The organism is Wenxinia marina DSM 24838 (assembly GCF_000379485.1).
Classification (GTDB): Bacteria; Pseudomonadota; Alphaproteobacteria; order Rhodobacterales; family Rhodobacteraceae; genus Wenxinia; species Wenxinia marina.
Window position 1 is genome coordinate 178626 of record NZ_KB902299.1, and the last position, 11970, is coordinate 190595.

General features: G+C 68.3%; 13 protein-coding genes. 2 read left to right on the forward strand and 11 right to left on the reverse strand.

Annotated features, from left to right (window positions below; translation table 11 throughout):
- Positions 1–58 precede the first annotated feature (58 nt).
- The 5 genes from A37W_RS0113840 to A37W_RS0113860 all read right to left on the reverse strand — a co-directional run bounded on the left by A37W_RS0113840 (position 59) and on the right by A37W_RS0113860 (position 6514).
- On the reverse strand, positions 59–2116 hold the full coding sequence (locus tag A37W_RS0113840) for a prohead protease/major capsid protein fusion protein (protein ID WP_018303634.1): 2058 nt from the start codon (positions 2114–2116) through the stop codon (positions 59–61).
- Positions 2117–2121: 5 nt separating this feature from the next.
- Entirely contained in the window at positions 2122–3678 is a 1557-nt protein-coding gene (locus tag A37W_RS0113845; RefSeq protein ID WP_018303635.1) for a phage portal protein, read from the reverse strand.
- The gene (locus tag A37W_RS0113850) at positions 3678–3884 is read right to left on the reverse strand and encodes a phage head-tail joining protein (RefSeq protein ID WP_018303636.1); all 207 of its coding nucleotides are present in this window, start codon (positions 3882–3884) and stop codon (positions 3678–3680) included. The genes A37W_RS0113845 and A37W_RS0113850 overlap by 1 nt, the downstream gene beginning before the upstream one ends.
- Before the next feature lie 82 nt (positions 3885–3966).
- A complete protein-coding gene (locus tag A37W_RS0113855) occupies positions 3967–5970 on the reverse strand; it encodes a phage terminase large subunit family protein (protein WP_018303637.1) in 2004 nt (667 codons plus the stop codon).
- The gene (locus A37W_RS0113860; RefSeq protein ID WP_018303638.1) at positions 5918–6514 is read right to left on the reverse strand and encodes a hypothetical protein; all 597 of its coding nucleotides are present in this window, start codon (positions 6512–6514) and stop codon (positions 5918–5920) included. The genes A37W_RS0113855 and A37W_RS0113860 overlap by 53 nt, the downstream gene beginning before the upstream one ends.
- A 111-nt stretch (positions 6515–6625) precedes the next feature.
- On the opposite strand from A37W_RS0113860, the gene A37W_RS0113865 reads away from it, so the two are divergent.
- A complete protein-coding gene (locus A37W_RS0113865; RefSeq protein WP_018303639.1) occupies positions 6626–6898 on the forward strand; it encodes a hypothetical protein in 273 nt (90 codons plus the stop codon).
- A gap of 95 nt (positions 6899–6993) precedes the next feature.
- Positions 6994–7581 carry a DUF3489 domain-containing protein gene (locus A37W_RS0113870; RefSeq protein ID WP_018303640.1) on the forward strand — a complete coding sequence of 196 codons (588 nt, stop codon included), beginning with the start codon at positions 6994–6996 and terminating at the stop codon, positions 7579–7581.
- A gap of 60 nt (positions 7582–7641) precedes the next feature.
- Here A37W_RS0113870 and A37W_RS0113875 read toward each other — a convergent pair whose 3' ends face one another.
- The 6 genes from A37W_RS0113875 to A37W_RS0113900 form a co-directional block, all read right to left on the reverse strand.
- Positions 7642–8427, reverse strand: coding sequence for a hypothetical protein (locus A37W_RS0113875; protein ID WP_018303641.1), 786 nt, complete (start codon positions 8425–8427; stop codon positions 7642–7644).
- A gap of 98 nt (positions 8428–8525) precedes the next feature.
- Positions 8526–8762, reverse strand: a complete 237-nt coding sequence (locus A37W_RS0113880) for a DUF7220 family protein (protein WP_018303642.1) — start codon at positions 8760–8762, stop codon at positions 8526–8528.
- A complete protein-coding gene (locus A37W_RS0113885) occupies positions 8759–10135 on the reverse strand; it encodes a site-specific DNA-methyltransferase (RefSeq protein WP_018303643.1) in 1377 nt (458 codons plus the stop codon). The genes A37W_RS0113880 and A37W_RS0113885 overlap by 4 nt, the downstream gene beginning before the upstream one ends.
- A 415-nt stretch (positions 10136–10550) precedes the next feature.
- The gene (locus A37W_RS0113890) at positions 10551–10931 is read right to left on the reverse strand and encodes a DUF6362 family protein (protein WP_018303644.1); all 381 of its coding nucleotides are present in this window, start codon (positions 10929–10931) and stop codon (positions 10551–10553) included.
- A complete protein-coding gene (locus A37W_RS0113895; protein ID WP_018303645.1) occupies positions 10924–11124 on the reverse strand; it encodes a hypothetical protein in 201 nt (66 codons plus the stop codon). The genes A37W_RS0113890 and A37W_RS0113895 overlap by 8 nt, the downstream gene beginning before the upstream one ends.
- Complete coding sequence (locus A37W_RS0113900; protein WP_018303646.1) at positions 11121–11660, reverse strand: crossover junction endodeoxyribonuclease RuvC; 540 nt, start codon at positions 11658–11660, stop codon at positions 11121–11123. The genes A37W_RS0113895 and A37W_RS0113900 overlap by 4 nt, the downstream gene beginning before the upstream one ends.
- Positions 11661–11970 lie beyond the last annotated feature (310 nt).

Here is an 11970-nt window from a genome sequence, read left to right on the forward strand (position 1 = left end):
AGACGAAGGGCGGCCCGTCAGGACCGCCCGCATGTCGGGGTTCAGCATTGGAAGCGGCTTACGCGCCCGGGTTCTTGTAGAGGCCGCGCCAGTCGATGGCCTTGGCGCCGAAGTCGAGGCGGCACTTGATCTCGACGCCGTCGACGTCGAAGCCGTTGCGCGTTTCGATGTAGGCGCCCTGCTGGCCCTCGAGATAGGCGTACTCGATGGTGTCGATCTGGTTGGGCGAGGCCGCCAGATACCAGGCGGTCTCGCTGGCGGCGTCGAGCCGGGGCTCGCTGATCGGCGCGAGCGTGCGGATCGACTGCGGCACCACGCTGGACGTCGCGGCGGGCACGAGGTTCTGCGCGACCAGCTGCTCGGCCTTCAGTTCCAGCGAGGCGGGCACGATCAGGAAGGCGGGCCGGACGTTCAGCACTGTCTTCTTGTCGAGCCCCGTCTGCTTGGCCATCGCCGCGCGGGCCGCACCGACGCTGCTCACATCGAGCGCCGCGCCGGTGCCCGCGAGGTTCTTGTGGGTGGTGTGGAACAGCGCGTTGCCGTCGGCCATCGCCGGGTTGGCGGTGATGATGCCCCAGACCACGTCAGACTCCAGCTGGGCGATGGAGTTGCCGTACATCGCCGGGATCCGTGTGAAGGCGTCGAGATCGTCGTTGATCAGCGTCTGGCGGGTGATGGCGACCACCCGGCCATAGGTCTTGACCTTGTAGCTCTCCTTCGACTCCCCGAGCGTCCCGCGCTTGAACTCGCCGCTCTCGCCCACTTCCAGCAGCTGGGGCGCTTCGCCGAGCTGGACGCGGTGCATCGCCTTGAAGTCGGTGGCGAGCACCTGGCGGCAGAACAGCATGAAGGTGCGGGGATAGGCCTCGTAGGCCTGCCGCAGGGTCTTGTTGGTGACCGCCGACAGGATCTCGGGGAAGTCAGAGGTCGAATGCAACGCCCGCGTCGCCACCTCGTCGCGCGACAGGCCCCGTGTGTTCACCCCGGCATTGCCGAGGCTTTCGCGGGCCAGTTCCAGCAGCGTCATGCCGCGGTACTGGCGCGCGGCGTCTTCCAGCTGGAAGAGCGTCGGGCTGTAGCGGTGCAGCAGCGCATTCGCCACGGCATCGCGGCGGGTGATCCGCTCGTCCCGACCGCCGAGGGGGACGGAGACATGGGGGAAGGTCCGGGTCTCGTCGGACTTCGCCGCGACCTGATCGAGGATCAGACGGCGGGACTCGTCCACGCTGACGCCGCGCTTGACCAGATCCTCGGCAAAGCCGCGCTCGAGGTTCAGGCGGCCTGCCAGATCGTAGATGGTGGAGACGCGGTCGCGCTCCGCCTCGCGGGCGCGCGTCGCGACCGCCTCGGTGTCGGGCGCAGGAGTTGCCTGCGTCTTCGGCTGCGCGCGCGTCTCACTGGCCACGACCTTAGGCTCGGGCGCAGCCGCTTTCGGCTCGGTCATGGCGGTTTCCTCGGTTTCGGCCGGCTCGGTCGGCTGGGTGGCGGCGGGGGTTGCGGCGTCGCTCGCCGGGGTTTCGGTCTCGTCCGTCATCGGGATCGGTCCTTTCGTGATTGAAGGGGCGTCCCTGCGGTGGAGGACGCAGTCGTGAAGGGGATGCTGGGCTCGGAAGCCCGCGGCGGGATCGGCGCCGACCGCGACGGCGGACACCTCGAACGGCGTCCAGTCCACCGCGCGCCAAAGCTCGCGGGCGGCCTCGGGCTTCGAGACCTCGAAGCGGTGGACCTGGTAGCCGATCGAGACCGCTCGGATGTGCCCGGCCTGGATGTCGCGCCAGATCGGCTCGACGTCGGCGCGCTCGCTGATCCGCACCAGCGCGATGCCGCGGCCGTTCTCGATCCGGGCGGAACCGGGGACGACCGAGCCGATCACCGCGTCGAGCGTGTCGAGTTCGTGCACTTTCAGGAAGGGCGCGCCCGCGTTCAGCCGGTCGAGCCGGACATGGGCGGGGTCGAGGCTGAGTTCCTCGTCATAGGGTTCGCCGAAGAAGGAGGCGCGCCGGACACGCGCACCGGCCGACCAGACCACCTCGACGGTGCGGCTGTCGGCATCGGCCGTGTTCGGCGCAAGCTCCGCCGACCGGCGCATGGCCGGCAGTTCGATCATTGTGTCCATGAAGGTCAGTCCTGTTGGTCGGCCTGCGCCGGGTCATTGTCCGCGTCGGCGGCCGGGGCGTCGGTGTCCGGTTCGTCGTCGGCCGGATCGGTCGCCGGATCGCTCGTCTGCGCGCTGCCGGTCTTGGTGACGCGGCGCGGATCGCTGTCGAGCACCAGCCCCAGCGCATCAAGCTTGGCGTTGGTCGCGGCGATCTCGGCCAGCACGGCGTCGGGGTTGCGGCCCTGTCGGGCGATCACCTCGGCCAGCGTCATGGTGCCCGAGCGGATCGACAGCAGGTTCGCCATCGCGTCCTTCTGCGGATCGACCGCCTCGAACTTCGGCGGCGACCATTCGACCGGCACGGTCGGCGACGGGATCTGGCCCGCCGCCCACGCGGCTTCCGTGAACCAGCGCCAGACCGGCGCGCAGAGCATCGGAATGAACAGCTGCCATTGCACCGCGTCGATCTGGCGGCGGAACTCCACGAGCCCGGCCCGGATCGAGGAATAGTTGACCTGGCTGAGATCGCCGGTCAGCAACTCATAGGGCACCCGGAACCCGGCCGAGATCGTGTGCAGGCTGGCCCGCTTGTATTCGCCATAGCCGCCGGTGGCGGACGGCTGGTTGAACCGGATGTCCTTGCCGCCGCGGGCATAGGCGATCAGCCCCGGTTCGAACTGCTCGACCCGGTTGCCGTCGGCATCGACCACGGAGGGCGCGATGCCCTGTTGCGCCTCGTCGTCGCCGAAGACGATGGCGGTGACGCAGGCCTCGGTCTTCTTGCGGACCAGTTCGGCCACCTCGTAATCGTCGAGATCGCGCAAGCTGCGGATCACCGGCGCACCCCAGGGAACGCCACGCGCCTGCGTGCGCTGCTTCTCGTAGACATGAGCGATCTCGGTCGCGGGGACCGGGCGGCTCTGCAGGCCGTTCTGCAAGGCCCCGTAGGCGTCGCCCGGGTGCTCGGCATGGAGCCAATAGGCCCGGCGCTTGCCGACCGGGTCGAACTCGATCCCTTGGACCAGCCGCCCCGCGCCGAGGACGCCGGACTTGGTCGCGTCCAGGAAGTCGGCCTCCAGCACCTGCAGCTGCAGCGGGACCGGCAGACCGTCGCTGGCGCGCCGCAGCCTTCGACGGACCAGGACCTCACCCGCCTCGACCATCTCGCGGCAGATCAGCGTCTGCAGCCCGTAGAAGTCGAGCTGGCCGTCGGCGTCGCAGTCCGCCGTCCAGCGCTCGAACAGCGTATCCACCTTCCGGTCCAGCGTGTCGTCGCCGCTGGCGGCGCGGGGCATGATGCCCGCGCCGATGATGTTGTTGACCAGCACCGCCACGGCCTTGGCCGCATGCGGGTTGTTGCGCACCAGATCGCGCATCCGGTCGCGAAGCAGCGCCCCGGCGACGCCGATCTCGGTGTCGGCTGAGGATCCCGGCGCGCGCCAGCCCTCCGTGCGCCGCCCGCGCGCGGCACCGTCATAGCCCCGCGTCAGGGTCTCGAAGGCCTGACGCGCCATCACACGGCGCGCCGCCATGCGCGGCGCCACCGATGCGATGGCATGGTCGAACCAGTTCGCCGACATCAGCGATCCCCGCGCGAGAAGCCAGCCAGCCCGGCCACCGGCAGTGGTCGTGTGGTCCCCACGATGGAGCGCTCGATGGTGCGGATGCGGGCCAGCAGATCCTCGGCCGAGCCGTAGTCCACCGACTTGCCGTCATAGCTGACCCGGGTCGTGCCGCTGGCATAGGCCCGGCGCAGCGCCGAGAGCTCGGTTTCCGTCCAGTCCATGCCCTTCGCTCCCGCTCAGTGCGTTCGTTCCCTTGCGACGCTCCACTGGAGCCTCGCATCCGCTGCGCGGACCGGTCCTCACTCAGAACCATCCTCCGCGCCGCCCGAGCCAGTCGGAGCGGCGCTTGCCCTGCGGGGCCTGTCCCGGCCGGTTGATCTGCCCGGCAGGATCGGGGTCGGTGGGGGCCGCCCCGAGCTGATCCTCGAGGTCGCGCCATTTCTCGTCGGGCCAGCGGTCCGCGCCGGCGATCCAGGCGGCGGCGCGGGCATAGACCCGGCAATCCAGCGCCTCGTTGCGTTCCCGCAGCTTCTGCCATTCCAGCCGGGCGAAGCCGCGCTTCGTGCGCACCGTCACCAGCTGTTCGGCCACGAACTGCTTCAGCCATTCATTCTCGACCCAATGCGGCAGATGGACCGAGCCGGGCGGGAACGCCGCCCCGTCGGCCATCTCCTCCTCGGTCGGCCGCGCCAGCCTCAGGAAGCGGTAGGTCTCGGCCTTGAAGGTCGAGACCGCCACGGTCCAGAGCCGAGCACCGCGACGCAGGCGTTTCCCGCCCTCGGTCGCGTCGACAAACGTCGGCCCCGAGACCGGGCTCGAGCGGTTGAACCCCTCGACGCCTTTCACCGGCGACACTTGCCCAAACCCCTGCGCCCGCGACCAGGAATAGACCGCCGGGGCCTCGTAGCCGGTGTCGATGGCGAGCCGCGCGATCCTGAGATGCGCGCCGCGTTCATGCGGCCAGGACCGGTCCAGCAGCGCTGTCAGTTCCGACCATGCGTCGTGCCGGTCGGGGCCGCCCTCGATGACGACGTGATCGACGAGCCACGACTCAAGTCCGCGGCCCCAGGCCCAGACATCGACCTCGATCCGGTCCTTCTGGACGTCGGCCCCGGCGGTCAGGAACAGCCCGCCCGCAGGCACCGTGCCGGATGTCCAGCGCTCGCGCCGGTCGTAAAGCCGCTGCCAGTCCGGGGCTTCGCCGGTCTCGACCCAGGTCTCGCCGAGGATCGTGTTGCGGAACGCCTTGATCGCCTCGTCCGACCCCTGCGCCGCGCCCCATGCCCGTACGATCCGCTCCCAGCTCAGCCAGCCGATCGGCGAGTAGAGCGCCGAGAGGTGATACCCGACCGTGGTCGGATCGGCGGCCGTGGCGGTCGCCCGCCATTCGCCGCCCTCCAGCATCGCCGTCTTGTGGTGCTCCGCGATGGGCGTCTCGCAGCCCTCGCAGTGATACTCCGCCGTCTCCGGGCGGCCCTTCTGCCAGCGCAGCCGGTCGAACTTCAGCCACTGCATCGCACCGCAATGCGGGCACGGCACGAAGAACCGGCGCTGGTCGCTGGCCTCGTATTCCCGCTCGATGCGCGACATCCCCCGGATCGTCGGGGTCGAGACGAGCAGCACCTTGCGGCGGTGAGCGAAGGTCAGAGACCGCGCCTCCGCCAGCGTGACCGGGTCGCCTTCCTCTTCGGCCGAGGCGGGATAGGCGTCGACCTCGTCGAGGAAGATGTAGCGTGCCGGGGTCGAGCGCAGGCCGACCGCCGAGTTCGCCCCGGTCATGATCAGGATGCCCCCCGCGAATTCCTTGGACAGCATGGTGTTGCCCGCGTCACGCGAGCGCGCCGGTTTGACCCGCTCCCGCAGCTCGGGGCTTTCGTCGATCAGCGGGTCGATCCGCTGGCGCGAGTTGCGCTTGGCCAGTTCCACTGTCGGCTGGACCGCCAGCATGGGGCCCGGCGCCTGGTGGATCGCGAACCCGATCCAGTTGTTGCCGGCCTCGGTCGCCCCGACCTGCGCCGCCTTCATGAACACGATCCGCTGCGTGGGGTCGCCGGGCGACAGCCGGTCCATGATCTCGCGCATGTAGGGCGTGCGCACCGTGCGGTATCGCCCGGGCTCGGCCGAGGCGCGGCCAGAAAGCATCCGGTGCCGGTCCGCCCATTCTGACACGGTCAGGTCCGGGTCGGGTCGCAGCCCGTTGCCCCAGGCGCGCAGTATCTCGCCCGCGCCGTCGAAGTCCGTCAGCGCGTCATGATCACCGGAAGTCGGGCCGGACCTCGGCGAGTTCGTCGAGGTGGGCGCGTACATGTTTCTCCAGGACCTTCTGCATCGCGGCTGGCTCCACGGTGATATGCTGACCCGTCGCCTCGCTGCACGAGGCCGAGAGCTCGGCCGCCATCAGCGCCGCCCCGCGCGCGGGCCAGGTCACCCATGCGTCCCGTTCCTCCCGCGCCAGCCGGAACACCAGCGCCAGCGCGCGGGCCCGCTCGATCAGCTCCCCCTTCAGCTTCTGGAGCCGGATGCGCCGCTCCTGCGCCTTCAGCACCTCATTCGCGGTCTTCGCCTGCAGGAAGGTCGTGCCGCCGCCGACGGCGGGAACTGCCAGCCCCTGTTCGCGGAGCGTGTCGCCCACGGCGGCGACGGCGGCCTCGGGCACCGGCTTCAGCTTCGGCGCGGGCGGCTTTCGGGTCTTGGACGGGTCCGTCGTCTCGGCACGTCGCGCATCGCTGGCCGCCGCGTTGATGCTGCCGTCGGGATAGAGAACCAGCCGCTCGGCCGTCTTCGCCTTCTGGATCGCGCCGCGCGACAGCCCGACATGCGCGGCATACTGGCGCTCGCTCATGCCCCGCATCGATGGCTCCGATTATCACTCTAAATCATGTGCTTATCGAGTTGATAAGCGCTGCGGACAGAGGGAACGTGTCTCCAGAAGGACGAGGCAACTCACCACGGAGCCACCACGATGACCACCCGCCTGAACCCGATCACCACCCCGCGCTTTGAGCTCCGCGCCGAGAAGGCGCGTCGGAACAAGGAAGCCGCGCTCGCCGCCTTCATCGGCAAGAAGGCCGAGATCGACGAGATGCTCGCCCGCCTGCAGGCGCTCAGCGACGACCATTTCAACTGCCACCCCGACGAGGCGGGCTGGGCCATGGTCGGCACCCTCGAACACTACGCCAGCCTCCTGAAGCGCATCACCGACAGCGCTTTCGGCGAGGGCGAGCACGCCCGCTGATCTCTGGCGACGCCGGATCTCCCGCCGCGCGCCCTGCGCGGCTCGGGGTCGTAGAAGGCGCCGCATGACGCGGGCCCGAATACGGAGACGACCCCATGACCAAGCTTTCCGATACCCAAGCCATCATCCTCAGCGCCGCCGCACAGCGCGAGGACCGCAACGTCCTGCCGCTCCCCGGCTCGCTCCGCGGCGGCGCCGCCGCCAAGGTGGTCGGCGCGCTCCTTTCACGCGGGCTCATCGCCGATACGACGACCGACAGCCAGACCAAGGCCGACGCGGCGCTGAACCGCATCTGGCGCAACGACGAGGACGGCCGCGCCATCATCCTGCACATCACCGATGCGGGGCTCGCCGCCATCGGCATCGAGCCTGAAGGCGACCACAGCGCTCCCACGGGCGCCAATGAGGCGCCGAGTGCGGAGGCCCCGCAGGACGCTCCGGCCAAAGCCGACCCCGCGCCCATGGCGCGCACGCCGCGCACGGGCACTAAGCAGGCGAAGCTGATCGAGATGCTCCGCGCCGAGGGCGGTGCGACCATCGACGAGATCGTCGAAGCCACAGGCTGGCAGCCACATACGGTCCGGGGCGCCTTCGCAGGCGCGCTCAAGAAGAAGCTCGGGCTCGAAGTCACCTCCGAGAAGGTCGAAGGTCGCGGGCGGGTCTACAGCCTGCCGCGCGACTGACGCCGCTCAACAAGCAGGTCTGAATGCCGCCGTCCCACATGGGGCGGCGGCTTCCGCGTCTCAGAGCGAGATGCTCCAGTAGTCGAGCACCTTGCGGACATCATCCCGAGGATAGTGTGGGCCAGCCGATGCCAGATCATTGCGAATGGCGGCCTTCCTGCGGTCGGCCGCATCCTTAATCCGCGTTGAGAACTTGGCCGTGCCGAGCGGGAGCGAGGTCCGGTCGGGCTTCGGCCAGCTCTTCGGATACGCGTCCCAGTTCTCCCATTCGGCAACCTGACCAGCGATGCCCGCGACATCTTCATGATCGCAGGACCAGCCGTAAAGGTGGAGCGCACAGACGCGAAGCATCATCTTCACGTCGGCCATCACGTCCGTGAACGCCTTCAGCGGCGTAGGCAGCAGGACCATGTTCGCGACGCAGGAGAAGAAGCGCCTATCCTGAACCACAGCGTTGCTGACCTGGAAGAGAGCATCATCAACGCCCCAGATGTGGCAGCACGACCAGTTCGGTCGTTCTCCCGCCCGCAGGCCGAGAGCCAGCGTCAGCGCCTTGTTCGCGTGCACGTTTCCTTCGGGTTTGTGGATGCTGACGCCTGTCTGGCGGTTGCGGTTCATCTGCGGCTCGGACCAGTTGGATTTGTAGAACAAGCCACGCCGCGCATGCTCAGGATACCAGAGCGGCAGATAATTGAATGTTTTGGGGTCGACCCATCGCGCTGTCCGCTCGATCAGTCTCATCACATCCGACAGGCTGAGTTCCCGCCGCAGTGCCTCAAGGCCATCCGGAAGCGTATCCGCGCTGGTCGTTTGCTCGCTGGCGTCCTTCAATATTTCGATCCCCATCCATACGCTTGGACGGGAAGCATTTCAGGCCCATCCCCAACTTCGGGAAACCATAGGATCTGAACAGTATCCCGGCAATGCTGAGCCCATGCATGTGGTCAGCTGAATCGGCTCTGATTTGACGCGATCCTGACCGCCTCGAACAGCCGTCGCAGGGCTAAGGACCGCGCGATGCTCACCACGGTGAAGACCGCGCCCATCTGCAGATTCTGCTCCAGCGTTGTGTGCAAGCCGAAGATCGGAAAGATCAGGATCTGCGTGACGACGGCGACGCCGTAGCCGATGATGACGTTGGCAACGGACTCGACCAGCGACATGAGGCGCGATTGCTTCATGCTGTAGTCTTTCGCTTTCGCGCGGGTTCGGGGGCGGCGTCCGGGTCCGGCATATCCGCGCGGGCTTCGGCATCGTCGCCAAGCCGCTCGGTCCTCACCTCAGCCAAGGTCCGACCATCGCCATCGAGGATCGCGTCGCGGCCGGTCTCGGCCTGCCAGCGTTGGACGGCGACATCGACGTAAGCCGGGCTGATTTCCATCGCGAACACGCGGCGGCCGTTGGCCTCGCCCGCCATGATCTGCGAGCCGGAGCCAGAGAACGGCTCGTAGCAAAGCCCACCGCGGGCGACGTGCTGGCGCATGGGGATGCCGAAGGCGTCGAGAGGCTTCGGGGTTGGGTGGTCGGGGCGCTCGTCCTTGGCGAAGGACGGCATCTCCCACGTTGAGGGCAACGTCTGCTCGGCGACCTTCGGTGGGCGGTTCGGGCGGCGCCAGCCCATGAAGCAGGGCTCATGCTTCCAGAGGTAATGCGACCGGGTCAGGACACCGCGATCCTTCACCCAGATGATCTGCTGATGGACGAAGGCGCCCGCTTTCTCCCAGCAGGCCTCCAGCATCGCCTGGCGGCGCGAGGCGTGCCAGCAGTACCAGGCCGCATCTTCGGCGATGGCTTCCGCCACGGCCGCCGCGATGAAACCGTCGTAGAGTTCGGCCCCCTGCGAACTGTCGTCCCAGGTTGTGCCGTAGGATGCCGACCAGTCCTTGTTGCGGGTCGGGTGGTTCGAGCCGTCGTAGTCCACGAGATACGGTGGGTCGGTCGCGAACAGGATCGCCCGCTCGCCATTCATGAGACGGCGCACGTCGGCAGCGCTGGTGCTGTCGCCGCAGAGCAGCCGATGATCGCCGAGGATCCAGAGATCGCCCGTGCGCGATGCAGGATTGCGCGGCGGTTCGGGGATGGTCACCGGCGGCACGGAGCCCCCGGCGCCACCTTCTTCACCGTCGTCTTCCGCGACGTAGGCCAGCAGCTTGTCGAGTTCGCCATCGGAGAAGCCGACCAGCGACAGGTCGAAATCTTCGGCCAGCAGATCGTTCAGCTCCGCCGAGAGCAGCGCCTCGTCCCAGGTGCCGAGTTCGGTCAGCTTGTTGTCCGCGATCCGGTAGGCCCGGCGCTGCGCCTTGGTCAGGTGGCCCAGCACGATCACCGGTGCCTCGGTGAGCCCGAGCTGCGTTGCGGCCAGCACACGCCCATGCCCGGCGATCAGCTCGCCGTCCTCGCCGACGAGGCACGGCACGGTCCAGCCGAACTCGGCCATGCTGGCGGCGATCTTCGCGACCTGGTCCGGCCCGTGCGCCTTCGCATTCTTCGCATAGGGCTGGAGGCGCGACAGCGGCCACGTCTCGATCGCGTCCGGGGCGAAGCTCAGCGTCATGGTGGGCAAGGTTCCTCTGTCGGGTGGATGCCGGCGGCTTGCCGACTCCGGATGCCGGGCTGGACCCCTCACGGGGTCCAGCGGCTACCAGCGGTGTCCGGTCGGAAGGCCAGCGTTCATTGGTGTTCGCGCGGGGCGCGCGTGGCTCCGGCTTCCGGGTGGCTTCCCAAAAATCCGGCCCTGTCGCTGGCGATTTCCCGCGCTTCGCCCGCCAGCATACGAATGTCGCCAGGAAGGAACCGGAAACTGCCGCGGGATGGCCCCCGGCCGGACCTCGCTGGATAGTGGGGTCCAGAAGGCCCCCGTCAACGCAAAGGGGAGAGCGAGCTTTCCAGCGCACTCTCCCCATCTTGCCTTCGGAATAGCATGATCATGTTGCAGATGTCGAAGGAAAAAGTGTTGCAACACATTGGAGTCACTGCGCATTCAGGCGCGCAGCGATCTTGGTCAGCGCCAGTTGCCAGCGTCGCCATGCGGTCGTGCGGTCGCAGCCAAGTTCCCCGCTGATCTGCTTCCACGGCACGCGGGCGGCACGAGACCAGACCAGCTTGCGCTCCGCCTCCTCGATCCAGAGCACCCAGTCGAAGGTCTGCTCGAGCCGGGTGATCGCGGCGGCCGAGGGCCAGACCCGCATCGGCTGCGGTTCCATCGCCGCGATCTCGCGGCTGGTCCGCACGATGTCGGGCCAGGTGTTGAAGTAGCCCTGCGCCTTCACGGGCGGCAGCTTGCGCAGGGTGCGGAACGCCTCCTCGAAATGGTCGGCGACGCAGTCGGCGGTCCATTCGCGATCAGCCATGGCGCGCCTCCCTGTCGGAAGGGCGCGGACCGTAGAGCTTCTCGCCGAGCTGGCGGACCAGTTCACGCTCGGGCCAGGTGAGGCGGTCGTCATCGGCAGAGACCGCGAGGACGCCCTGTTCGTGCCAGCCCTCGCGCTTGACCTGCTCGGGATCCCGGCGCCGACCGCCGTAGCCGTGGGGATGCCATCTCATGCGACACCTCCGTTCGTCTCGATCGCCCAGAGCAGGAGCGCGATGGCGTCGGCCTCGTTGTCGTCGGCGGGGCTGAAGCCGCGGGCACGGACGGCGGCGATCATCGCGGCCTTGTCGGCGTTGCCCTTGCCGGCGGCGTGACGCTTGATGGTGCCGACCGGGACGCCCTCGTAGGGCACGCCGCGCAGTTCGGCCCATGCGGTCAGCGTAGCCATGAGCCCGCCGTAGATGTGGCTCGCGTCGGTACCCGCGTGGCGGCGGACTTCCTCGAACCAGATGGCGGCGACGGGCCCGGACAGCCGGTCGATCTCGGTCAGCCAGTTGGTGAAGCGCAGGTAGCGCATGCCGCCGCCATCGAAGCGGCCCGGGCGCAGCGAGACGGTCCCGCTGGTGATCAGACCGTCGTGGCCGCGGATCGCCCAGCCGCTCGAGGTGCCGAGGTCGAGCGCGAGGATGCAGCGGTTGCGGGGGGTGTCGAGCGGCAGCGATTCAAACCTTGCGCCGTCGCAATTCGGGATCAGAGTCGGCTGAGCCATGATGGGTCTCCTTTGCCGGTGGCCTGTGGTGGTGGAAGACGACGGCGGTCTGGTGCTTGGCGGTACGGGGCCGCCGTCGTCGGATCGGGAAGCACAACAGACCGTCACGGCGGCGCGCGCGGCTGGCCCGGACGTATGGGAGGAGTGGCCAACCCTGTGGGGTGGCCCTCCCATACGTAGTATGGGGGTTTGACACCTAACTGTTCCGGGGAGGACAAGTGGCTGAAATCATTGCGGAATAAGACTTCATGAAGTCTTCGGGCATGAGTTAGGGACCTGACTCTTGTTGGCCCGTAACCCGTTGATTTCA

Excerpts from the sequence above, each read along its gene's own strand:
- A37W_RS0113855 (WP_018303637.1), bottom strand. The coding sequence starts at position 5,970 with ATGTACGCGCCCACCTCGACGAACTCGCCGAGGTCCGGCCCGACTTCC.
- A37W_RS0113850 (WP_018303636.1), bottom strand. The coding sequence starts at position 3,884 with ATGGACTGGACGGAAACCGAGCTCTCGGCGCTGCGCCGGGCCTATGCC.
- A37W_RS0113880 (WP_018303642.1), bottom strand. The coding sequence starts at position 8,762 with ATGAAGCAATCGCGCCTCATGTCGCTGGTCGAGTCCGTTGCCAACGTC.
- A37W_RS0113895 (WP_018303645.1), bottom strand. The coding sequence starts at position 11,124 with ATGAGATGGCATCCCCACGGCTACGGCGGTCGGCGCCGGGATCCCGAG.
- A37W_RS0113900 (WP_018303646.1), bottom strand. The coding sequence starts at position 11,660 with ATGGCTCAGCCGACTCTGATCCCGAATTGCGACGGCGCAAGGTTTGAA.
- A37W_RS0113885 (WP_018303643.1), bottom strand. The coding sequence starts at position 10,135 with ATGACGCTGAGCTTCGCCCCGGACGCGATCGAGACGTGGCCGCTGTCG.
- A37W_RS0113865 (WP_018303639.1), top strand. The coding sequence starts at position 6,626 with ATGACCACCCGCCTGAACCCGATCACCACCCCGCGCTTTGAGCTCCGC.
- A37W_RS0113845 (WP_018303635.1), bottom strand. The coding sequence starts at position 3,678 with ATGTCGGCGAACTGGTTCGACCATGCCATCGCATCGGTGGCGCCGCGC.
- A37W_RS0113840 (WP_018303634.1), bottom strand. The coding sequence starts at position 2,116 with ATGGACACAATGATCGAACTGCCGGCCATGCGCCGGTCGGCGGAGCTT.
- A37W_RS0113870 (WP_018303640.1), top strand. The coding sequence starts at position 6,994 with ATGACCAAGCTTTCCGATACCCAAGCCATCATCCTCAGCGCCGCCGCA.
- A37W_RS0113890 (WP_018303644.1), bottom strand. The coding sequence starts at position 10,931 with ATGGCTGATCGCGAATGGACCGCCGACTGCGTCGCCGACCATTTCGAG.
- A37W_RS0113860 (WP_018303638.1), bottom strand. The coding sequence starts at position 6,514 with ATGCGGGGCATGAGCGAGCGCCAGTATGCCGCGCATGTCGGGCTGTCG.
- A37W_RS0113875 (WP_018303641.1), bottom strand. The coding sequence starts at position 8,427 with ATGGGGATCGAAATATTGAAGGACGCCAGCGAGCAAACGACCAGCGCG.